General features: G+C 63.6%; 21 protein-coding genes. 9 read left to right on the forward strand and 12 right to left on the reverse strand.

The window, feature by feature from the left end:
• The first annotated feature begins 27 nt into the window (after positions 1–27).
• Together uxuA and LB571_RS24495 are read left to right on the forward strand one after the other, a co-directional pair.
• A complete protein-coding gene (gene uxuA, locus LB571_RS24490) occupies positions 28–1,212 on the forward strand; it encodes a mannonate dehydratase (protein WP_015316477.1) in 1,185 nt (394 codons plus the stop codon).
• Positions 1,213–1,531: 319 nt separating this feature from the next.
• On the forward strand, positions 1,532–2,878 hold the full coding sequence (locus LB571_RS24495; protein WP_224598700.1) for an NAD(P)/FAD-dependent oxidoreductase: 1,347 nt from the start codon (positions 1,532–1,534) through the stop codon (positions 2,876–2,878).
• A gap of 162 nt (positions 2,879–3,040) precedes the next feature.
• Here LB571_RS24495 and LB571_RS24500 read toward each other — a convergent pair whose 3' ends face one another.
• From LB571_RS24500 to LB571_RS24515, 4 genes are read right to left on the reverse strand one after another with little or no spacing between them, the layout of a single operon-like run.
• The gene (locus tag LB571_RS24500; RefSeq protein WP_224598703.1) at positions 3,041–3,838 is read right to left on the reverse strand and encodes an N-formylglutamate amidohydrolase; all 798 of its coding nucleotides are present in this window, start codon (positions 3,836–3,838) and stop codon (positions 3,041–3,043) included.
• The gene (locus tag LB571_RS24505; protein WP_224598706.1) at positions 3,838–5,160 is read right to left on the reverse strand and encodes a glutamine synthetase family protein; all 1,323 of its coding nucleotides are present in this window, start codon (positions 5,158–5,160) and stop codon (positions 3,838–3,840) included. The genes LB571_RS24500 and LB571_RS24505 overlap by 1 nt, the downstream gene beginning before the upstream one ends.
• Positions 5,157–5,804: a cysteine hydrolase family protein gene (locus LB571_RS24510; RefSeq protein ID WP_015316481.1), complete on the reverse strand. Its 648-nt coding sequence runs from the start codon at positions 5,802–5,804 to the stop codon at positions 5,157–5,159. Before LB571_RS24510 ends, LB571_RS24505 begins: the two co-directional genes overlap by 4 nt.
• Entirely contained in the window at positions 5,801–6,739 is a 939-nt protein-coding gene (locus LB571_RS24515; protein WP_224598708.1) for a MurR/RpiR family transcriptional regulator, read from the reverse strand. Before LB571_RS24515 ends, LB571_RS24510 begins: the two co-directional genes overlap by 4 nt.
• A 158-nt stretch (positions 6,740–6,897) precedes the next feature.
• On the opposite strand from LB571_RS24515, the gene LB571_RS24520 reads away from it, so the two are divergent.
• The 4 genes from LB571_RS24520 (at position 6,898) to LB571_RS24535 (ending at position 10,837) form a co-directional block, all read left to right on the forward strand.
• The gene (locus LB571_RS24520) at positions 6,898–7,938 is read left to right on the forward strand and encodes an ornithine cyclodeaminase (RefSeq protein ID WP_224598710.1); all 1,041 of its coding nucleotides are present in this window, start codon (positions 6,898–6,900) and stop codon (positions 7,936–7,938) included.
• 253 nt (positions 7,939–8,191) lie between these two features.
• Entirely contained in the window at positions 8,192–9,211 is a 1,020-nt protein-coding gene (locus LB571_RS24525; RefSeq protein ID WP_140725641.1) for an isopenicillin N synthase family dioxygenase, read from the forward strand.
• A 284-nt stretch (positions 9,212–9,495) separates the two neighbouring features.
• On the forward strand, positions 9,496–10,185 hold the full coding sequence (locus tag LB571_RS24530; RefSeq protein ID WP_140614586.1) for an SDR family NAD(P)-dependent oxidoreductase: 690 nt from the start codon (positions 9,496–9,498) through the stop codon (positions 10,183–10,185).
• A gap of 400 nt (positions 10,186–10,585) precedes the next feature.
• Positions 10,586–10,837 (forward strand): DUF768 domain-containing protein, encoded by a 252-nt coding sequence (locus tag LB571_RS24535; protein ID WP_015316487.1) that lies wholly within the window; start codon positions 10,586–10,588, stop codon positions 10,835–10,837.
• A gap of 64 nt (positions 10,838–10,901) precedes the next feature.
• On the opposite strand, the gene LB571_RS24540 is transcribed toward LB571_RS24535, so the two are convergent.
• The 3 genes from LB571_RS24540 to LB571_RS24550 all read right to left on the reverse strand — a co-directional run bounded on the left by LB571_RS24540 (position 10,902) and on the right by LB571_RS24550 (position 14,685).
• The gene (locus tag LB571_RS24540) at positions 10,902–12,020 is read right to left on the reverse strand and encodes a P1 family peptidase (RefSeq protein WP_140715560.1); all 1,119 of its coding nucleotides are present in this window, start codon (positions 12,018–12,020) and stop codon (positions 10,902–10,904) included.
• A 4-nt stretch (positions 12,021–12,024) separates the two neighbouring features.
• Positions 12,025–13,656: an exodeoxyribonuclease VII large subunit gene (gene xseA / locus LB571_RS24545; RefSeq protein WP_140715558.1), complete on the reverse strand. Its 1,632-nt coding sequence runs from the start codon at positions 13,654–13,656 to the stop codon at positions 12,025–12,027.
• A gap of 72 nt (positions 13,657–13,728) precedes the next feature.
• The gene (locus LB571_RS24550; protein ID WP_140614583.1) at positions 13,729–14,685 is read right to left on the reverse strand and encodes a LysR substrate-binding domain-containing protein; all 957 of its coding nucleotides are present in this window, start codon (positions 14,683–14,685) and stop codon (positions 13,729–13,731) included.
• 234 nt (positions 14,686–14,919) lie between these two features.
• Between LB571_RS24550 and LB571_RS24555 the strand changes: the two genes are divergently transcribed.
• Positions 14,920–15,210 (forward strand): DUF1127 domain-containing protein, encoded by a 291-nt coding sequence (locus LB571_RS24555; RefSeq protein WP_140725632.1) that lies wholly within the window; start codon positions 14,920–14,922, stop codon positions 15,208–15,210.
• 159 nt (positions 15,211–15,369) lie between these two features.
• On the opposite strand, the gene LB571_RS24560 is transcribed toward LB571_RS24555, so the two are convergent.
• The 4 genes from LB571_RS24560 to LB571_RS24575 all read right to left on the reverse strand — a co-directional run bounded on the left by LB571_RS24560 (position 15,370) and on the right by LB571_RS24575 (position 19,448).
• Positions 15,370–16,401, reverse strand: a complete 1,032-nt coding sequence (locus LB571_RS24560) for a DUF937 domain-containing protein (RefSeq protein ID WP_224598713.1) — start codon at positions 16,399–16,401, stop codon at positions 15,370–15,372.
• Between the two features lie 90 nt (positions 16,402–16,491).
• Positions 16,492–17,865, reverse strand: a complete 1,374-nt coding sequence (locus LB571_RS24565; RefSeq protein ID WP_140614580.1) for a glutamate--cysteine ligase — start codon at positions 17,863–17,865, stop codon at positions 16,492–16,494.
• A 169-nt stretch (positions 17,866–18,034) separates the two neighbouring features.
• Positions 18,035–18,769, reverse strand: a complete 735-nt coding sequence (locus LB571_RS24570) for a 16S rRNA (uracil(1498)-N(3))-methyltransferase (RefSeq protein WP_140821707.1) — start codon at positions 18,767–18,769, stop codon at positions 18,035–18,037.
• Between the two features lie 31 nt (positions 18,770–18,800).
• Positions 18,801–19,448, reverse strand: coding sequence for a hypothetical protein (locus LB571_RS24575; RefSeq protein ID WP_224598716.1), 648 nt, complete (start codon positions 19,446–19,448; stop codon positions 18,801–18,803).
• Positions 19,449–19,535: 87 nt separating this feature from the next.
• On the opposite strand from LB571_RS24575, the gene LB571_RS24580 reads away from it, so the two are divergent.
• Both LB571_RS24580 and LB571_RS28835 read left to right on the forward strand, forming a co-directional pair.
• The gene (locus LB571_RS24580; RefSeq protein ID WP_224598795.1) at positions 19,536–20,234 is read left to right on the forward strand and encodes a type 1 glutamine amidotransferase; all 699 of its coding nucleotides are present in this window, start codon (positions 19,536–19,538) and stop codon (positions 20,232–20,234) included.
• Positions 20,235–20,523: 289 nt separating this feature from the next.
• Positions 20,524–20,655, forward strand: coding sequence for a hypothetical protein (locus LB571_RS28835; protein WP_013893872.1), 132 nt, complete (start codon positions 20,524–20,526; stop codon positions 20,653–20,655).
• 66 nt (positions 20,656–20,721) lie between these two features.
• On the opposite strand, the gene LB571_RS24585 is transcribed toward LB571_RS28835, so the two are convergent.
• On the reverse strand, positions 20,722–21,495 hold the full coding sequence (locus tag LB571_RS24585) for a metallophosphoesterase (protein ID WP_140821705.1): 774 nt from the start codon (positions 21,493–21,495) through the stop codon (positions 20,722–20,724).
• Between the last annotated feature and the right edge of the window lie 29 nt (positions 21,496–21,524).

Raw genomic sequence — 21,524 nt, forward strand, 5'->3', positions numbered from 1 at the left:
CCGGTCTCTCGCAGAAAGGAAGTGGCAATGGAACAGTGTTGGCGTTGGTACGGTCCCGATGATCCGGTGACGCTTGAACATGTCAAACAGGCTGGCGCCACCGGCGTGGTTTCAGCGCTTCACCATATCTATGATGGCAGGGCCTGGCCTGAGGCCGATGTGCTCGAACGCAAGCGCATCATCGAGGCGGCTGGGTTGACCTGGTCGGTCGTCGAGAGCATTCCGGTTCACAATTCCTTCAAGATCGGCGCGCCGGAGCGCGAGCGCTATGCCGGCTATTATCGCGACAGCATCCGCGCGCTCGCGAAGGCCGGAATCCAGACGATCTGCTATAATTTCATGCCTGTGGTCGACTGGACTCGCACCGACCTGGCCTACCGGCTGCCGACGACCGGTTATGCCTTGCGCTTCGACGCCATCGACTTCGCTGCCTATGATCTCTTTGTCTTGCAGCGCAAGAACGGCGCGGCAAGCTATACGCCGTCACGTATTGCCCAGGCCGAGGAGCGCCTGAAGGCGCTGACACCGGAGCAGATCGGCCAGATCGAGCGCAATCTGATCGCCGGCCTGCCGGCTACGGAGCGTAGCTATAACAGGGACAGTTTCCGCGAGGCGCTGGCGGAATACGACGCGATTGGGCCTAAGGAACTGCGCGACAATCTTGCCTGGTTCCTGCGCGAGATCATCCCGGCGGCCGAAGAAGCGGGTGTGCGTATGTGCATCCACCCGGACGATCCGCCCTTCTCGCTTTATGGCCTGCCGCGCGTCGTTTCGACGGCCGAGGATGCGCGTTTCATCCTCGAGACGGTCGACAGCCCGGCCAATGGTTTGACGTTCTGCACCGGCTCCTACGGTACGCGCGCCGACAACGACATTGTCGCCATGGTCAAGGAATTCGCCGACCGCATCCATTTCGTCCATCTGCGCAACATCACCATCGAGGAGGACGGTTCGTTCTACGAGGCCGAGCATCTCGAGGGCGGCACGGACATGGCGCATGTCATCCTCGCTTTGATGCAGGAAGAGAAGCGCCGTCGCGGAGAAGGCCGAGCCGACTGGCAAATTCCGATGCGGCCCGATCATGGCCATCTGCTTGCCGACGACATCGGCAAGAAGAAGATCAACCCCGGCTATTCGCTCATCGGCCGGCTGAAAGGCCTCGCGGAACTGCGCGGCATCATGCGTGCGGTGGAGCGGTTCGGGCTGGCCTGAAGTCATCGGGCGGCAAGCTATCGTTTGCGATCTTTCGCCGGAATGTCGCGACAGGTCTGAGCGAGCGCTTCGCTTCGTCCGGCATTCGCGTGCCCTAGCCACCCGATTGTCGATGAAGCCAGGGCTGCCCTGCGACGAGAAGCGGCCTCGACGGGTGGTCAACAATTTCATCGAGCTGGCACGCAAATTTTCGAGGCCGGTCGTGTAGTGCTCGTCGGCGCACTTCACGCTTGGCCAGTGTCCGACGAAAGCGGGCGACTTTCGCGCCACTGGGACCAGCCATCGGCGCGGGGCACGCTTATGAGAAAAGGACAGTCCTTTGACGATCTTCCCTTTCACCGAAGCCAGTCCGATCCAGTTCCAGGCGCCGCTGCCGAAGACGTCGGATGTGGTCATTGTCGGCGGTGGCATCATCGGCGTGACCGCGGCCTTGTTCCTGGCCCGTCGCAACATACCGGTGACCTTGCTGGAGAAGGGACGCATCGCCGCGGAGCAGTCCTCGCGCAACTGGGGCTGGATTCGCCAGCAGGGCCGCGACGCGGACGAATTGCCCATCGTCATCGAAGCGCAGCGTCTCTGGCGCCAACTGGCCGAGGAGTGCGGCGAGGACATAGGCTTGACGCAGACGGGCGTGACCTATCTTGCGCGGACCGACAAGGAGATGGCCGGTTTCGCCAAGTTCCTGAAGATCGCCGAGGCCCATGGCGTCGACACGCGCCTCCTCGACCGGGGCGAGACCGCCAAGCTGATCCCGGCCATGTCACGCCCCTTCAAGGGCGCCATGACCACGCCGTCGGACATGCGTGCCGAGCCCTGGGTCGCCGTGCCGGCGCTTGCCCGCCTGGCCGCTCGCCAGGGTGTCACAATCATCGAGAACTGTGCGGCACGCATGCTCGACATCTCAGCAGGGCGCATCAGCGGTGTCTGGACCGAACGAGGCCGCATCGCCACCTCGAACGTGCTTGTCGCCAGCGGCGCCTGGACGTCGCTGTTCCTGCGCGCGCATGGCGTCTCGATCCCGCAGCTCAGTGTCCGCACGACCGTCGCGGCGACCGCGCCTATGCCAGAAATCCATGCCGGCGCTGCCGCGGACGAACGCATCGCCTTCCGGCGTAGAAAGGACGGCGGGTACACGCTCGCGGCGGGAGGCAGCCACCTGCTCTATGTCGGGCCGGATGCATTGCGTCACGCACCGAAATACCTGCCTGCCCTGAAGGCAAATCCTTTCGGCACGCGCTACCTGCCGGCGGCGCCGCGTGCATATCCGGACAGCTGGTCCACCCCGCGCAAATGGGATGCCGACAAGGAAAGCCCGTTCGAACGCATGCGCGTTCTCAATCCTGCCCCGGAACCCAGGGCCCTTCGCGCCATCGATCATGGGTTCAAGGCGCTTTTTCCGCAATTCGAGGCGGTGCCGCTCAGGGCAAGCTGGGCCGGCATGATAGATGCGATGCCGGATGTCGTGCCTGTGGTCGATCGCGCCGTGACGGTCGATGGCCTCGTCATCGCCACCGGGATGAGCGGCCATGGCTTCGGCATAGGGCCTGGCATGGGCCGCGTCCTGTCCGACTTGATCCAGGGCAACGAGACTGGGCACAACCTTCACAGGTTCCGTCAATCCCGGTTCAGCGACGGCAGCCCTATCCGGATGGGACCATCGCTTTAGGCGAAATTGCCCTGACGCCGGTTGGGGCGGCAGGTTAGGTCGGGCGACCTGATTGTAAGCTTTCGAGAGGTTGTCCATTTGGACCGGACCGTTCCCCGCTCACGCGAGCGCCGCGCTGATGGCGAGAAGCGCGGCTTGCCGACCTGCGTGATGGTCGCGGCGTCACGTCCGCACCGGCTGAGAGGCCTCCGTCTGGTGCGCGGGCAGCGCCGCCGCCAGCCGGTCCGCCCATTCCTCGATACCGGACCGTGTCGACAACAAGTCCTGCCTGATCTCGACAAGGACGGCGGGGATGCCGCGATCATCGCCATGGATGGGTACGGCGTAGTCGGCATCGCGGCTGATCACATAGGGTACGTTGGCCGCGACATCGAGTGCCGCGTCGGTGCGCAGGCCCGAAAGGATCGCCGCGGCGAGATCGGCTGCATGACCATGCAGCACACCCGCATGCCAAGGCCTGGCGACACCCAGGAACACCGGTGTGAAGGAATGGATCGTCACGATCCGCGTCGGCCGGCCCTCGGCCACACGGCGATCGAGGTGCGCGGCCACACGCTCATGGAACGGCGAAAACATGATTTCCGCGCGCCGGTCTCGTTCCGTTCTGTCGACGCCGGCATTGCCGGGAATGTCAGTGTCTTCCGACAGCACCGGAATGCTGCCCTTGCTGCCCAGTGGCCGGTTGAGATCGATCAGCAGTCGGGAATAGCCGCTGAGAAAGGCCGCAGCATCGAGCCGGGCCGATAACAGGCGCGTGACCTCCGCAGCGCCGATGTCCCAAGCGATGTGGCGCTGCAGATGGCTGGCATCGAGCCCGAGCCGGCGGTACTCCGCCGGCATATGGTTGGACGCATGCTCGCACAGCAGCACGATCTCGCAACGGCCATGCTCGTTGAGCACCTCGACGGCTTCGGGCCAATCTTCTTGGGGGCGCGAGCTTTTTTCGGCCTGCGCAGTCATCAATAGAGCGTCCGGTAGAGATCGCAGATGGCAGCCGGATCAAGGCCTGCCAGGCGCTCGGCTTCATGCTGCTTCAACCCGACGAAGGTCTCGATGAAGATCGGCGCGAACCATCCCGTAACGGTCTTGTTGGACAGGAGCGCATCCAGTGCCGCCGGCAAGGTTTCGGGAAGCCGCACCAGACCGAGTTCCGCCCGTTCCGTCTCGCTCATCAGCGTCGGGTCGCCAGTGACCAGCGGCGGTGATGGCAAGTCCGCCTTCAGCCCCTCCAGCCCGGCGCGGATGATCGCCGCCAGCGACAGATAGGGATTGCCGGTGGCGTCGGCCGCCCGGTACTCGACATTATACTGCCGTGCCGGGTCGCGTCCGCCGATCGTCACCGTCGGACAGATGCGGAGCGACGCCTCGCGGTCGCGATCGGCGAGCCAGGTGTAGGACGAACTCCAGCTGTGCGGCTTAAGGCGATAGAAGGACGACACGCTCGACGCCGTCATGGCGGTCATCGCAGGCAGATGGCGCAGCACGCCGGCGCAGAAGGCGCCAGCCTTGGCGGACAGGCCTCCGGGACGCGCCGGATCGTAAGTTGCCGGCTTTCCGGCTTCGTCGACGAAGCTGAAATGGATGTGCACGCCGTTGCCGACGGCATCCGGGGCGACCTTGGGCGCGAAGCTCGCGCGCCAGCCGGCATTGCGTGCCACTTCGCGCGTGATTTCGCGGATGGCGACGGCGCGATCTGCTGCCGTGAGCGCATCGGCCGGCTCGTGCGTCACTTCGAATTGCTCACTGCCGAATTCGGCGATGACCACTTCGGGGCCGACACCTGCCTCTTCGAGTGCCGCCATCAGATTGGGGGCGAACGGGTCGGTGCGGCGCAGGGCGGCAAAGGACATCGAATGTGCCGGCGCGAAGCTGCCGCCGGCAACGTGGAATTCGTGCTCGAAGGCGGCGATGACGGAAAGGCCGGTGGCCGCCTTCAATTCCGCCAGCGCATCCCGGAGCATGGTCCGCGTGCAGCCAAGCCACGGGCTGCCATCGAGCTCGACGATGTCGCCGGCCACCATGTCGAAGGGCGTCGCCGATCCCGTCCGCTCGGTGCGGAAGCGCGCCTTGAGATCCGGGATCAGCCGAAGGTCACCGGACGAACCCCAGGGATTGGGATCGACTATCGAATTGAACGGCGTCATTGACAGATTGGCCTGCAGCCAGCCGATCCCTGTCGCGGCGGTCTTTTGCAATCTGCTTTCGACCACGAAGCGGCCCCGCGTAATGGCGGAGAGATCCGTGGTGACGACGGCGACGAGAGGCTCGACGGCAGATGTCATGCCTTTTTTCCCAGAGCGTTGAAGCGGTCGACGACGGTGTCGGTGTCCGTGACCCAGCAATAGCCGCCAAAGGCCTTCAGCGCGATGTCGTGGCGCTCCTGGGTAATGGTGGCGCAGGCATCCGATACGCAGGTGACGAGATAGCCGCGGTCGGCGCCGTCGCGCACTGTCATGTCGACGCACTGGTCGGTCAGCACGCCGACCACGACGAGATAGCGGATGCCAAGGTTTTTCAGCAGGTAGTCGACATTGGTCGAGTTGAAGATGCCCGACGAGGTTTTCGGCAGCATGATCTCGTCGCCGACCGGCCCCAGCGATGGCACTGGCAGGCCTTCGGGGAGGCTGGGCGCAACATGGATCGGTGTCAGCTTGTGGTCGAGCGAGCGGTCGCGGCCGTCTTCGGTCAGGCTCTGGATGATGGTGTGCAGCACTTCGACGCCATTGGCCCTCGCCGCCGCCAGCAGGCGCTCCTGGTTGGGGATCGTCTGCGAGCATGTCTGCCGGTAGAAATAATGATCGGGTCCGCGTTCTGGATGCGAAGGATCGGCACCCGGCTCCAACCAGATGCGTTGCATGTCGACCAGCAGCAGCGCTGTCTCGCCGGTACGAAAAGCTTCGTCTCGCTTGGGTAGGGCTTGGGTCATGCCTTCTCGTCCTGCTTTGCTGCTTTGGGTCCAGGTATCTTGCGCGGTCCTGATGTCTTGCGCATGCCGCTCCCTTCCGCATCGCTGTCGAGCGTCACCGCATTGGCGTGCCGCACTTTCTCGATCCTCTCGATGCGAGCCCGAGCGTCGTCGCCCAGCGTCGAAACGATCTGGGCCGTCAGCGCCTCCATCTGTGCGATCGCCGGCGCCAGCGTGTCATAGGGCGAGGCGACTTCGAGCGGGCTGACGATCGTGACTTCGGCAAGGTCCGATATCGGCGACAGCCATTGGTCGGTGAACAGAAGAATGCGTACATCGAGCGCGGCGGCTTGGCGCGCATAGGCCATCACGTCCAACTGGTAGCGGCGATAGTCGAAGACGACGAGCACGTCGCGACGGCCGAGGTCGGCCAGCGTGTCGAACGACTGCGGAGAGAGCACGCCGAGATCGCGGACCCCGGTGCGGAACTGCACGAGATATCCAGCCAGCATCCCGGCGATGTGGCGGCTGAACCGGCCGCCGACCAGCAAGATTTCGCCCTTGGCCTCCATCAAAAGGCGGGCGGCACGCTCGTAGGTCTGGACCGGTGTCGCCGCGGTGGCTTTCTGCAGGGCCGTGGTAACGGAATCGAGATAGGCAAGCACCGCGCTGTCGCTGGAACCGCTTTGCCGCTTGGTCTCCATCATCAACAGCGGCGAATGCAGCCTGGCCTCGACCTCGGCGAGCAGCTTTGCCTGAAAGTCCGGGAACCCTTCATAGCCGAGCTTGACGACCAGCCGGACAACAGTGGGATCGCTGACGCCGGCGCGTCGCGCAAGCGACGATGCGGTACCGAGGCCCGAGGTCGGATAGTCCGTCAGCAGCAGCCTGACGATCTTCTCTTCCGACGGCGTCAGCGCCAGATCCCCGCGCATCAGAACATCGCGTATCGCCATAGGCCTCCCCTGAAATATATGCTGTGTCGAGTCTATTTCAGATATTTTAATTATGGTCAATAATGAAGAGGTATTGACATACTTTCCGAGACTGCCGACGATGATGAAGGCGTACAACCCGCATCGCCAGGGCTGACTGGTGTACCGGCAAGGAACAAATGATACCCAATCTCAACATCGTGCCGTTCGTCAGCGTCGACAATATGATGAAGCTCGTGCTCAGGATCGGCGTCGAGCGGTTCCTGGTTGAGCTCGCCGGCTATATCGAGGACGACTTCCGCCGCTGGGAGCTGTTCGACAAGACCCCGCGCGTCGCTTCGCACAGCGCCGAGGGCGTTATCGAGCTGATGCCGACCAGCGACGGCGAGGTCTATGGTTTCAAATATGTCAATGGTCATCCCAAGAACATGCGCGAGGGCCGCCAGACCGTGACTGCCTTCGGCATGCTGGCCGACGTCCACAACGGCTATCCCGTGTTGCTGTCCGAGATGACCATTCTGACCGCACTGCGCACGGCGGCCATGTCGGCCCTTGCCGCGAGGCACTTGGCGCCGGCCGAGTCCTGCTGCATGGCGCTGATAGGCAACGGCGCCCAGGCTGAGTTCCAGGCGCTGGCCTTCAAGGCACTGCTCGGCGTCGACAGGCTGCGGCTTTACGACATCGACCGTTCGGCAACACAGAAATGCATTCACAATCTCGCCGGCCTCGGCTTCGACATGACGGCCTGCACGAGCGCGCAGGAAGCGGTTGAGGGTGCGGACATCATCACCACCGTCACCGCCGACAAGCAGTACGCCACCATCCTGACCGACAACATGATCGGCTCGGGCGTACATATCAACGCCGTTGGCGGCGACTGCCCCGGCAAGACCGAACTGCACCGCGACATCCTGCTGCGCTCCGACATTTTCGTCGAATACCCGCCGCAGACCCGCATCGAAGGCGAGATCCAGCAGCTCGCGCCGGATCATCGGGTGACTGAGCTGTGGCAGGTGGTCACCGGCGCCGTTGAGGGCCGGCGCGACGCCGGCCAGATCACGCTGTTCGATTCGGTGGGTTTCGCTATCGAGGACTTTTCGGCGTTGCGCTATGTCAGGGATCAACTGAGGTCGACCGGCCTGTACCAGGAGCTCGATATGCTCGCCGACCCCGACGAGCCACGCGACCTGTTCGGCATGCTGCTCAGGGCAGCGCAATAGCGTGGAGGTCGCGCGCCTGCTGGCGGTCCGTATCCGCCGGAATGATCGCGGTCATTGTCAGCTTGCCGGCGCGCGCGCAAAAATTGTTCATCGCGGCGGGCTTGAAGGGCCGATCGTTTCTTTCTTGGCAATCTGGAGTCGATGACACTTGCATGCATTCTTGGCGGGTGTGACCGCCGAAAAGTGCACGCCTGTCCAACAGTCCCGGTTTGCGGACGGTAACATCCGCACAAAGCCGGGAAAGGAGCCTGATATGCCCAGAATAGTACCCGTGCTCGACTTGAGCCGCTTTGAACAAGGCGCGTCGGAACGCCGGACATTTCTGGCGGATCTGCGTTCCGCGTCGCGCGACATCGGCTTTTTCTACCTGGCCGGACATGGCATTTCGTGGGCGGAAATCAGTGAAGTGCTCACCGCGTCGCGCCGCTTCTTTGCCTTGGCCGAGGCCGACAAGCTCGCGATCGAAATGGTCAAATCCTCGCAGTTCCGTGGCTATACCCGCGCCGGCGGCGAGCTGACCAAGGGCAAGGCCGATTGGCGCGAACAGCTCGACATCGGCGTCGAGCGTCAGCCCATAGCGCAAGGGCCAGGAATTCCCGCCTGGACGCGGCTGCAGGGGCCGAACCAGTGGCCCGCTGCGTTGCCGGAACTCAAACCCGCCCTGCTGGCATGGCAGGCCAAGGCAACAGCAGTGGCCATCAGGCTGTTGAAAGCCTTCGCGCTGTCGCTCGATCAACCCGAGGACGCTTTCGACCCGATCTACCGCGAGCAGCCAAACCACCGCATGAAAATCGTGCGCTATCCCGGCCGAGAGGCGACCGGCGATGACCAGGGTGTCGGCGCGCACAAGGATGGCGGTTTCCTGACGTTGTTGCTTCAGGATGACAATAAGGGGCTGCAGGTCGACTATGACGGAAGCTGGGTGGATGTGGACCCCATTCCCGGTACGCTCGTCGTCAACATCGGCGAATTGCTCGAACTGGCCTCAAACGGCTATTTGCGGGCGACCGTGCATCGTGTCGTGACGCCGGCGGCCGGCATTGAACGCATTTCGGTGCCGTTCTTCTTCAGCGCCAGGCTCGATGCGACGATACCGCTGCTTAGCCTTTCCGAGGATCTGGCGGCGCAGGCGCGCGGGCCGGCCAGCGATCCGGACAATCCGCTGTTTCGCGATGTCGGAACCAATGTGCTGAAAAGCCGGCTGCGCTCGCATCCCGACGTCGCTCGGCGCCATTATGTGGATCTGCTCGAGCCGGAAAGCCGGGCCGGCTGAGTCTTGGACGAGAAAGAACGGGATTTTTGCCATCCCGACCGATTCTTAGAAAATCATTCGTCGTATTCGTCGGGGAATCGGCTCAAAAAGGAAAAACCGTTCGGTGTTTTCCTCCCATTTCACCGAGCGGTGTTCCCCTCTGAAGGTTATGACCTTCTTTTTTGGCCGGGCCGTTTCGCGCCCGGCCGTTTTTCTTTCCGCCCTGCGTGTTGCCGGTGCGGAGCCGATCCGGCAGAGTTCAACATCCGCCGGCGGTTGCAATCACTGGAAGAGGAGAGGATCTCATGACATCCAACGTCGCCGTGATTGCCGGGGCGGGCTCCGGATTGAGCGCCTCGCTCGCGCGTCTTCTCGCCAGGGAAGGGTTCCATGTCGTCCTGGCCGCCCGAAACATCGAGAAGCTCGATGCCTTGCAAGCGCAAACGGGCGCGCAAGCCGTGGCGACGGATGTCTCGGATCCAGCATCGGTCGAGCATCTGTTCGATATCGCGGACAAGGCTGGACCACTTTCCCTCGTGATTTTCAACGCCGGCGGCCGCGCTCGCGGTCCAATAGCCGAACTCGATCCCGAGGCTGTCCGACAGGCTTTGCTGGTCGGGGCCTATGGCGGGTTCCTGGTAGCTCAACAGGCGGCCCGCCGGCTGATCGCTCAAGGGGCGGGGTCGATCCTCTTCACCGGAGCGACAGCAAGTGTGAAGGGGTTCGCCGGCTCCGCCGGCTTTGCGATGCCCAAATTCGGATTGCGCGGGCTGGCGCAATCCATGGCCCGCGAACTGGCGCCCAAGAACATCCACGTTGCGCATTTCATCATCGACGGCGCCATTGCTTCGGCCGCTTCCGGACAGGAGCCCGGGCCGCAGGATCGCCGGCTGTCTCCGGATGCGATCGCAGAGGCCTATCTCGCCATCCACCGCCAGCACCGCAGCGCCTGGACCTGGGAAATGGAACTCAGGCCGTGGGTTGAAAATTTCTGACTGGATCAGCGATCTATGCGACTTTTGCATGGCTCGTCTGCACGGGCCTTGAGGAGAGTCGACATCGGATGTGGATGTCACTATATAGCGGCGGCTTCGCGGGCTCACGCCTTGAAGCGCAACGTCATAGGCGGCTGTAGTGACAGCCAGTGAGATTAAGAAACGGACTGGAAGCCGTAAAAGGTAGAAGCAATTGCTCGGAGCGGGAAGACCCCGCCAACGGTACAGTCCTTCAGAATCAGAAAATGTTCTTCACCCCTCGATTTCCTTCGGCTCTGTGGACCCTGGACGGCTTCGGCTTGCCGGCTGGCCGCGACTCGGCTCGAATGGGAACATGCATCCTTCGCGGGATGCCGACGCTTATGATTACCAACCGGCTTTGCCGCCAGGGAACAGCAGTATGAGTGAACACGCGATCGAGTTCTTGCGGGGATGGATCGGCGAAAAGGTCCATTGCCAGTCCCACGCCAGGATCGAGAAGCAGGCCGAGACGTTGGCCCGCGAATGCGCCGCCAAGGCGGCCGAGGTCGGCATACCGCTGGAGGACATCCAGGAGGAAGTCGGCGACATCCAGGAATTGATCGCTTCCCGGCTCGAGGAAGCGGCCGAGGCCGACGAAAACCAGCAGGCCTCAAGCAAAGCCGCGGAATAACTACGGGTCAAACCTGTTCGAAACGCGCGGGCTTCGGCCCGCGTTTTCGTCTCAGCCATCCCTCTCAGCCAAACTTTTCTTCCAGCCACGCCTTTGGCAGCGCCGGCACGAAATTGCCGTCGCGCCCAGTCATGTCGTCATTGGCGATAAGAGCGTTGAGGATGGATTCCTCCACCGTCTGGATCACCGCATCGAAGAACGGGTCGATGTCTGTATCGGGAATGAAATCGGCGCTGGCGATGCGGCCGGACAACCCCAGCGCCGCGGCGGGATTAGCCGTCGAGAAGGCGAGGAAGATATCGCCCGAACTGTGATAGCCGAAGCCGCCCGTCAAGGCGACGCCGAGCGGCACACGGCGCGCCAATCGCTTCATCTGATGCGGCAGGAAAGGCGCGTCGGTCGCGATGACGGCGATGATTGAGCCCTTTTCCGCGCGCGACGTGGCTTCGCGGATCGCCGGTTCGGTGAGTTCGGGCCCGGCGCGCAGGCCGCGAATGGTGAAATTATGCCGCTTGCCGAAATTCGACTGCACGAAGGCGCCGACCGTGTAGGTGCGCCCCTGCCATGCGACGATGCGCGAGGCCGTGCCGGACCCTGCCTTGAAGCCGAAGGTGATCATGCCGGTGCCGCCGCCGACGCTGCCTTCCTCGACCGGTCCGCCGGCGGCGCCGTCAAGGGCTTCGGCGACGTGCTCCGACGTTAGATGGTGGCCGTTGATGTCGTTGAGAAATCCGTCATAAGTCTCCGCCGCCACCGGCAGCCCCCAGGCGCTGTCGATCGCGGCCGGCAGCACCCGGTTCATCCAGCGCAGCGTGCCGTCACGCGAAACACCGCAGGAATGCGTGTTGGTGATGGTGATCGGGAAGTTGAAGGCGCCGGTTTCCTCGATGATGTGCGAGCCGGTCATCTCGCCATTGCCGTTCTGGCTGAAAATGCCGGCGAAGACCGGGGTGGCCAATTCGGCGCGCGGCCTCGGCAGGATTGCGGTCACGCCGGTGCGCACCGGCCCCTTGCCGACGATAAGCGGACCATCGCCCGATATCAGCGTCGCATAGCCTACAGCGACGCCGGGCACGTCGGTGATCGCGTTGAACGGCCCGGGCGTTCCGTCGAAGCCGATAGCGAAGCTTCGCGCGCGCGGCTTGCCGGACGGCGTTGCCAGATGGTGCGGATTGTCGATCATGCTCTTAGAACAAGGATCCCTGATTGCCGGGTTCCTTTGCCTTTGCCGCCGGTCTGGCCACGGGCTTTGGCCGCGCCGCGCCACTGGTTGCCACCGCATCCGCCGTGCCATCGGCGAACTCCAGCGACAGCGCCATCCCCGACGCCACCTCGGCGGCCTGCTTGATGACCGCGCCGTCGGCATCCTTCACCAGCGCGAAGCCGCGCGCCAGGACGGCCTTGTGCGAAAGCGTCGCCATCAGCCGGTCGGCCTGGACGATGCGGCCGCGCAACCGCTCCAGCCTGAGCAGCATCGCCTGGCCGCCGCGTCTCGTCAAAGCCGTCAGAAGATCCCTCTGCACACGTTGGCGCCGGGCTGTCGGCTCGATCGTGATGCGGCCCTGCAGCAAAGCCAATTGCTGTCTGTGCCGCTGCAGCGATGCCTTGGCGCATTTTGGCAACTGATCCGCGGCACGATTGAGCTCCGCGCGCCGGCTTCTGGCCAGAGTGCGCAGCGCCCCTTGCGCCCGCAAAAGGCTACGGTCGTTGGTGCGCCGCGCTTCGGCAATCCGCTGCGACAGCATTGCCGGCGTCAATTTTACAGCGAAGAATCGCGCCCGCTTGCGCTCGGTGGAAACCATCAGGCCACGACCGAGCCTCGATGTCGCCTCGTCCAGGCGCCGGCGCGGCAGCGCCAGCAATTGATCGGGCGAGGGCATCGCACGCGCCGCCGCACGGGCTGCCTGCCGCTTGCGCTCGAAATTGCGCAAGACGGCGGCCTTGAGCCGCGCGCCGAGGCTGGCCAGCGTCGCTTCGAGGTCAGCCTTCACCGGCACGGCGATTTCGGCCGCGCCCGTCGGTGTCGGCGCCCGCACATCCGCGACAAGGTCGATCAGCGTCCAGTCGGTTTCGTGGCCGACAGCCGAAATCACCGGAATGCCCGAGGCGGCGACCGCGCGGGCGAGTGCCTCGTCGTTGAAGCCCCACAGATCTTCCAGGCTGCCGCCGCCGCGCGCCACGATCAGCAGATCGGGGCGCTGAATGGGGCTGTCCCATGCCAGCGCGTTGAAACCGGTGACGGCATTGGTCACTTCCGCACTCGCCGTGTCGCCTTGAACCCGCACGGGCCAGACCAGCACATGCAGTGGAAAGCGGTCCTTGATGCGATGGATGATGTCGCGGATGACCGAGCCGGTCGGCGAGGTGACCACGCCGATGACGCGTGGCATGAACGGCAGCCGGCGTTTGCGCACCGCATCGAAAAGGCCCTCCGCCTGCAGCCGGCGTTTGCGTTCCTCCAGCAGCGCCATCAGCGCCCCGGCGCCGGCCGGCTCGAGATTGTCGATGACGATCTGGTAATTGGACTTGCCGGGATAGGTGGTGAGCTTGCCGGTGGCGATCACCTCCATCCCTTCCTCGGGACGAAATTTCAGCCGGCTCATCGTGCCTTTCCAGACCACGGCGTCGAGCCGCGCACGGTCGTCCTTGAGCGCGAAATAAGCATGGCCGGAGGAATGCGGCCCACGATAACCTGAGATTTCGCCGCGCACCCGCACATTGCCGAAGACGTCCTCGACCGTGCGCTTCAGCGCGCCTGATATTTCGCTCACCGTGTATTCGGTGGCGTTGGTGCGTGATTCGGATGCTGCTTCGCTCATCGGTCGATTGGGGGCCGGTTGGACGCCGACGTCAAGGCGGCCGTGTCAGGCCCGATAGTCATGACCCGCTTTTTACCAGCCCGGCAGGATCTGGTTCGGCTTGCTTCGCTTCATCTTGGCAAAGGCGAGGGCCGCGAAATCGAACGTCCCCGTCTCCTCGCCGAGCGGCACGGAGATGTTGTCCAGGCTTTCCGAGATGTGGCGGGCAAGCGCATCGACGATCTCCGGCCGCGAGGTCTGGCCGCGCATGATGCCGATGCGGCAGTCGGGCAGGGCGCCGAAGCCGTCGGCCTCGCCCAGCACCCGCATGCCGGGCCTGAGCGCGCATTCCGGCAGCACCGAGATCGCCAGCCCCGACAGCACGGCGGCGGTGATCACGGTCGCTGAGAAACTGGTGAACAGGATGCGGTAGTCGCGGTTCTGCTGGTCCAACACGTCGACCGCGGCGCGCCTCCAGATGCAGTTCGGCCGGCCGAAGGCCATCGGCAGCGTCTCCTGTTCATGTGTCGCATGGTTGGCCGAGGAGACCCAGAGCAGCGGTTCACGCCGCACCACCTCCGACTGGCCGCGCACATCATTGTGCGTCACCAGCGCTAGGTCGAGATTGCCGCGCTTGATGTGCTCGACCAGCCCCGGCGTCGGTTCGCAGATGACGGTCAGTTCGACGCGCGGATTGGAGCGCGTGAACCGTGCCATGATCTCGGGCAGGAAACGGTCCGCATAATCGTCAGGCGTGCCGATGCGGATCGTGCCTTCGAGCCTCTGGTCATCGAAGGCTGCGAGCGTTTCGCGGTTGAGATAGAGCAATCGCCTTGCGTAGGAGAGCAGTTTGTCGCCTTCCTCCGTCAGCCTGTTCGAGCGCCCCTCCTTCTCGAACAGCGGCTTGCCGATCCGCTCCTCCAGCCGGCGCATCTGCATCGACACCGCCGACTGGGTGCGGTGCACTTCTTCCGCAGCGCGGGTGAAGCTGCCGGTATCGGCAATCGAGATGAAGGTCTGCAATTGATCGAGATCGAGCGGCGCTTTCATCGGTCCAATCCATCACTACTGTTGATATTAAAGATTAGAAACATTCGTTGGATTAATCAATCGGTCGATGGCAAATTGGCATTGTCCAAGTGAAAGCCATGCATGTCGCCCAAAAGTGGACACCGGTTTTGAGACGACGACATGCATTTCTAAAATTGTATTTGAGACCGGAACGGCCGCTGTCGCCAGCGCCGATCGTCGGGTTTCGTCCGTTCGAGTCTGAAGGAGACCGATATGACCACGATCGATTTCGCCACCGAGACCTCGCGCATCACCTCGCGTCCGGCTGTTGCGACGCGCGTGGCCAACATTGTCTCCAACACCTACCGCGCCTGGAAAAACCGCCGCGCCTTCTACCGCCTTGGCGAGATGTCGGATGCAGAACTCGCCGATATCGGCCTCACGCGCGCCGACCTGCATGTTGCAATCGACGTGTCGTTTGGCCGTGACCCGACGGCAATCCTGCGTGAGATCGCCAGCGATCGCGTGGAAACGATCGAGGAAATCGCCCGCAAGGTGGCCTGATTGGTTCAGCTTCGGTTGCGTTGAACCCTTTCACGGTTCAGCGCGACCAAGGTTCTGCAGGCTCCCCACTCCCTGCCGGTTCCCCGCCGGCCTGCCTGCACGCTGCCCGGTCCTCCCAAGGACCGGGCTTTTCTTTAAGGTTTACCGAAGGCCGGGCGGCTACCGCCGGTCCATGTCCCGCTTGAACTGGTCGAAGATCGTTTCCACGCCCTTCTGGTATTCGTCGCGCTGCTGGGCGCCGGTCTGGAACATCTTGCCGAAAATGTCGTCGAACGGGTTCCTTGGCCGTCCGCTCGGATTGGCTTGGGGCTGTGGTGCCTGGCGCCGCTGCGGTTGCGGCGCTTCAGGTTGCGGCGCCGGCTGCCCGCCGGGCATCCCGAGGCCGCCGCCTCCACCTTGCCGCAGCATCTCCTCGAAGATTTTCCCCAGCGGGTTGTCGCCGTAGGGGCTCTGTGTCTGCTGGGACTGGGGCCGGCTTTGTGGTTGCTGCGGCGCGCCGCCACCGAACATGTCCTGCAGCACCTTGCCGAGCGGATTGTCGCCATAGGGGTTGGGCGCCGGCTGCGGCTGGCTTTGCGGCTGCGGTGAGCCGCCGCCGAACATGTCCTGCAAGACCTTGCCGAGCGGGTTGTCCATGGGGTTCTGAGGCGGTGGCGCCTGGCGCTGTTGCGGCGCCGGCGCCTGCATGCCGCCTTGCCGCATCATCTGCTCGATGATCTCGACCAGTGGATTGTTGCCGCCGCCGCCAAGACCAGCCGCTGCCTGCATCTGGTTTGTCGTCTGCTTGAACAGTCCGCCCATTACCATCGAGGCGATAGCAGGCAGCATCTGCTGCAAGATCTGCTGGCTGACGCCGCTCGCCTGCGCGGCCTGGCTGGCCACGGCGCGCGACAGGTCTTTCGAACCGAACAGATGTCCCAGAATGCCGTTGCCCTCGTCGACGCCTTGCGGCGAGAAGGCGCGCGTGGCGTCCTCGAAATATTTGGCGTGCTGGCCGCTTGCCATCGCCGTCATGAAGGCGCCGAGCCCATAGGGATCGGCGGTGTTGCGTTGCAACCCTTGTGAAAAGGCTGGCAGCAGTGCGGCGACCGCCGCCTGCGTCTGCTGCAGCGAAAGCCCGTATTGCTGGGCAAGCGCCTGCATGCCGTTGCCGTTCTGGGCCTGCGCCAGCATGTCGAACAAGGTAGGCATCGGCTTCTCCTCCGGGAAATCCTCGAAAGAGAGCCTAATTCGTTTCAGCGCCCGATTGAAGTTACTTTTGCCACCCGCCATGGCTCGCGGTTAATAGGCATACTCCATGAACACCGGCTCGATCGAGCCGCCCCAGCGCGTGTGGTAGGCCGACAGCATCTCCTCCGCACTGGTGGTGCCGCGCGCCACGACCTCGTCGAGCGTGTTGAGGAACGAGGTTTCGTCATAGCCGTCACGGTTCTTTTTGCCGCGGTTCTTCAACCCGGTGCGCGAAATGGCCATGACGTCGCGGGCGACCTCGCGCAACGTCGTGTTGCGGAAGGGCGCGGCGATGCCGAGCTCCGGCACGGCGTTGCGCATGGCCAGCACTTCCTTGTAGGTCCAACTCGACGTCAATGCCTCGGCCGCGTCGAGTGCCGCCTCGTCGTAGAGCAGCCCGACCCAGAAGGCCGGCAGCGCGCAGATGCGCCGCCAGGGACCGCCATCGGCGCCGCGCATTTCAAGGAAACGCTTGAGCCGCACGTCCGGGAACAGCGTCGACAGATGGTTGGCCCAGTCGCCCATCGTCGGCAGCCCGTCCGGCACTTCATTGCGCGCGGCCCCGGCCATGAACTGGCGGAAGGTGATATGCGTCATGTCGTGATAACGGCCATCGCGAATGACGAAATACATCGGCACGTCGAGTGCCCATTCGACATAGTCGGCGAAACCGAAATCGGGCGAGAAGCAGAATTCGAGCAGGCCCGAGCGCTGGTTGTCGGTGTCGCGCCAGATGTCGCCGCGCCAGCTCTGCAGCCCGTTCGGCCGGCTGTCGGTGAAGGGCGAGTTGGCGAACAGTGCGGTCGACAGCGGCTGCAGCTTCAGCGACACCTGCATCTTGCGGCGCATGTCGGCCTCGCTCTCGAAGTCGAGGTTCACCTGGATCGTGCAGGTGCGGTACATCATGTCGAGGCCCTTGGTGCCGACCTTGGGCATGTAGCGCGTCATGATCTCATAGCGCGACTTCGGCATTTTCGGTGTCTCGGCCAACGACCATTTCGGGCTGCCGCCGAGGCCGAGGAAGCGGATGCCCATCGGCTCGGCGATCTCGCGCACCTGCGCCAGATGGGCGTTGCCCTCGCGGCAGGTCTGGTGGATCGTCTCCAGCGGCGCGCCGGAAAGCTCGAACTGGCCGCCGGGCTCGAGCGAAATTGCCCCCTGGCCCGTCGGTTCGACCAAGCCGATGATGCGGCCGTCATCCATGATCGGATCCCAGCCAAGCTTGTTCTGCATGCCTTCAAGGATGGCGCGGATGCCGCGCTCACCACCATAGGGCACCGGTGCGTTGCCATCGACATAGAACGGGAATTTCTCGTGCTCGGTGCCGATGCGCCATTTTTCGCGCGGCTTGTTGCCTTCGGCCAGGTGCTCGACAAGCTCGTCTATGCCTTCGATGGGCCGGAAATCGGTTGTGTCGCGCGCCATTCTCAAGCCCTCAAAGGCGGTTGGACCACCGCCGGCGCTAAATGGACGAAATGTCAGTAGCCGATCAAGCGAAAAATCCTGAGCCACAGGTCAAGAGGAATTGAAGGCCACGCCCAGCAAACACCTCTTGCAAGAGACAGAGCACTACCAGTTTGCAAGAGACAGAGCACTACCAGTCGCCGATTGTTGCCTGCATCACCGCAAGCGCTGCCACGGCCGCCGTGTCGGCACGCAGGATACGCGGTCCGAGCGGAATGGCGGTCACGAAGGGGAGCGCCCGCAGCATCTTGCGCTCCTCGTCGGAAAAGCCCCCCTCGGGCCCGACCAGCAGGGCGAGCTTCTTCTCCTTCATCGTCTGCAAGGCGGGCAGCGGATTGTTGGTCGAGGCGTCCTCGTCGCAGAAGATCAACCGGCGTTCCTTGTCCCAGCCGGTCAGCAGGCGCTCGAATTTTTCCGCCTCGCGAACCTCCGGCACCGCCAGGATGCCGCATTGTTCGGCGGCCTCGACGACATTGGCGCGCAGGCGATCGATCGACGGCTTGGCCATCTGCGTGTGCTGGGTGATGACCGGCTGCAGGACGCCGGCGCCCATCTCGACCGCCTTCTGCACGAGATAATCCAGCCGGCCCTGCTTCAGCGGTGCGAAGCAATAGATCAGGTCAGGCAAAGGCGGCTGCGGCCTTTGCAGCGCCAGTACTTTCAGCCGCACCGAGCGCTTCGATTTCGCTGATATCGCGGCCGACCACTCGCCGTCGCGGCCATTGAAGACAAGGATCTCGGCGCCTTCGGCGAGCCGCAGCACATGCAGGAGATAATGGCTCTGCTGCTGGCCGGGTTCGACCTCGATGTCCGGTCCGAGGTCGTCGGGCACGAACAGACGTTGCATCTTGTAGTTGGCGCGCATGGCCGAGGAATGGGCGAGGCGGCCGCCGGCGTCAAGCCTTGGCGGAGGGATGCCACACAGGCTGAAAGCCGTGACGCAGGATGGCAACCGTCGTTTCCGGGGTCAGCAGCACCAGCGTCTCGTCCTCGAACCGACCCAGGCTGGTAGGCGGGCCGTATCCGGCAAAAGACCACGGCAACGCCTTGCCGTGGCACAAGGCGTAGGTGCTGCCGCCGGTTGCGATCATCGCGCCGTCGGGCAGGCGGGCAAGCGCGTCCATCGCGACGGCAGGCCGTTTGCCACCCGACGCCAACCGTTCCTTGTGCAGCCGCTTGTCCACCTGCGGCGCGCGCGGCTCGGCAATGACGAAGGCTTGGCCGAAGCGCCTGACAAAATCCCTGGCTCGTTCGCGCTGGCAAAAGAAGCAGGGACGATGCCCGGCGGCGAGCGCCGTCACCTCGTCGAGGAAGAACAATTCGGTCCAGCCGGCCTTGCCACCGGCCCGGTTGCGGCCCATCGGCTCGCGCCGCACATTGCGGAATTGGCACACGCAGATGATCCAGGCCTGAAGCGCCCAGCGCTTTTTCAGGAGCGTCTTTGTCGCGGGGTCGTGGATGATGCCGCGATTGCCGGTGAACAGGCCGCGCTCCGGCACGGCATGAATGGCGCCGAACGGATCGACCCGGTTCTGCAGTGGCATGGTTTTCTCCTGGGATACGCATCTTGGCTGCGATACTGGCGGCATGATATCGCTGGTTTCCTCGTTTTCATGTCAGCAGGGTTTGCCATGCGGGTGCTGGTCGTCCAGAACTTCGACAATACCGGCCTTGGCCAGGTTGGCGCGGCGCTCGCGGAAGCGGGTGCCGATCTCGATGTGCGCCTTGCCTACAAGGGTGATGCGCTGCCACGGGACGCAACCGGCCATGATGCCATGGTGGTGCTCGGCGGTGGCCAGAATGCACTGGACGACGAAGACTATCCCTATTTCCCGGCGCTGCTGGAACTGACCCGCGATTTTGCCGGCAAGGACCGCGCGGTGCTCGGCATCTGTCTCGGGGGTCAACTCGTCGCCCGCGCCTTTGGCGGCGAGAACCGCATTGGCGGCGCCAATGAATTCGGCTGGCGCGGCGTGTCATTGACCCCGGATGCCAAGGCCGACCCGGTGCTGTCTGCACTGCCGGAAACATTCCCGATCTTCCAGTGGCACGACGATACATTCGAGCTGCCGGACGACGCCGTGCGGCTCGCCGGCAACGATGTCGCCGAAAACCAGGCGTTTCGCGTCGGCCGTGCCGTCTACGGCTTCCAGTTCCATTTCGAGGCCGACCGTCCGCTGGTGAAGAACTGGAGTTCCTCCTTCGCGCCGACCATTGCCGCGCGCCATCCCGACTGGGCCGGCGAGCTCGAGGACGAAATGGCCCGCAACGGCCCTGATGCCGATGCTGCCGGCCTCGCCATCGCCCGCGCCTGGGTGGCGACGATCTGAGCATTCGCTTCCGCGTCCTACCGCGTGACATAATTGGCACGTGGGCCGGAATCCGTCTGGGGAAAACCCTTTCATCCTTGGCTTGTGTCCGCCCGCTATCCTAGAAGGCGCGCGCTATATCGGCTGTGCAACCGGGATGAACCTTTTGTGTGACCCGTGCGACACACCATCGATACAGAACACGCCTAGAAGCGCGAAATCGTCGAAACTTTGAAGCGATTTTTCCGTTTCAACGCATTGGTAACCGCCTCGTGCACAGATGCAGAAAGCTCAACAAGAGATGACGTCCGTGAAAGCAGCTCTTCTGTCCTTTGCCATGCTGTCCGCCATCGTGCTTTGCGGCCTTGGCATCTATGCCGCCGATGCCGCCAACAACCACAATGCGGTCGACGGCTACGGCGTCACCGCCTCCCTGCGCTAAAGCCCAGGCATCGCTCGCGCGAGTATCCCTCGCGCCAGTATCCTCGCGCCCTTGGGCGCCGGGGCCTCAAGGTTCCTTTATCGACATTTCCAGGATGCGTTTGTCCGCGCCGTCCACGACGAGCGCGGTAAGCTTGCCTGACTGCCAGGCAAGCGTGTCGACATTGACGCGGTTGGCCATCACTTCCGCCTCGGGGACCGGCGTGTGGCCATGCACCACGATCTTCGGGAGGAGACCGGTGTGATCGTGGAAGACGTCACGGATCCAGATCAGGTCCTGGATATTCTGTTTCTCCAGCGCAATGCCTGGCCTTATGCCGGCATGGCAGAAGAAGAAGTCGCCTGACGTCACCGAGAACGGCAGCGACCGCAGGAAGTCGATATGGCTTTGCGGCACGGCTGCGAGCAAGGCTTGGTGGCCCTTGCGCATGGCTGACTCGGCCTTGCCGAACCAAATGCCGCTGCCGTTGTTGATCGTCACCCCATAGGATTGCGCGGTCTGGATGCCGCCAAAACGGAGGAAGAGCCCTTCGGGGTCGGGTGTCTCGAGAAAGTCGAGAAAGCCGAGGTCGTGGTTGCCGGCCAGCATCATGTTTCGCTGATCGCGTTCGCGCGCTTCGATCAGGAAGTCGATGACGCCCTTGGAGTCGGGCCCTCGATCGACATAGTCGCCAAGATGGATGATGCGCCAGTCCGCGACCAGGTCCCTGGCGATCTCGGCCTCGATCTGTCCGTGCATGGCGGCCAGCAGGTCGAGCCGGCCATGCACGTCGCCGATCGCGTAGAGACGCACGCCGTCCGGCCCGCGTGCGTCGAGGAAATGGATGCCGGGTTCCGCCAAGGTTCTGGTATCTCCGTGGTCAGATGTCA

Origin of the sequence: Mesorhizobium sp. BR1-1-4 (genome assembly GCF_020165375.1) — a bacterium.
GTDB classification, from domain to species: Bacteria; Pseudomonadota; Alphaproteobacteria; order Rhizobiales; family Rhizobiaceae; genus Mesorhizobium; species Mesorhizobium australicum.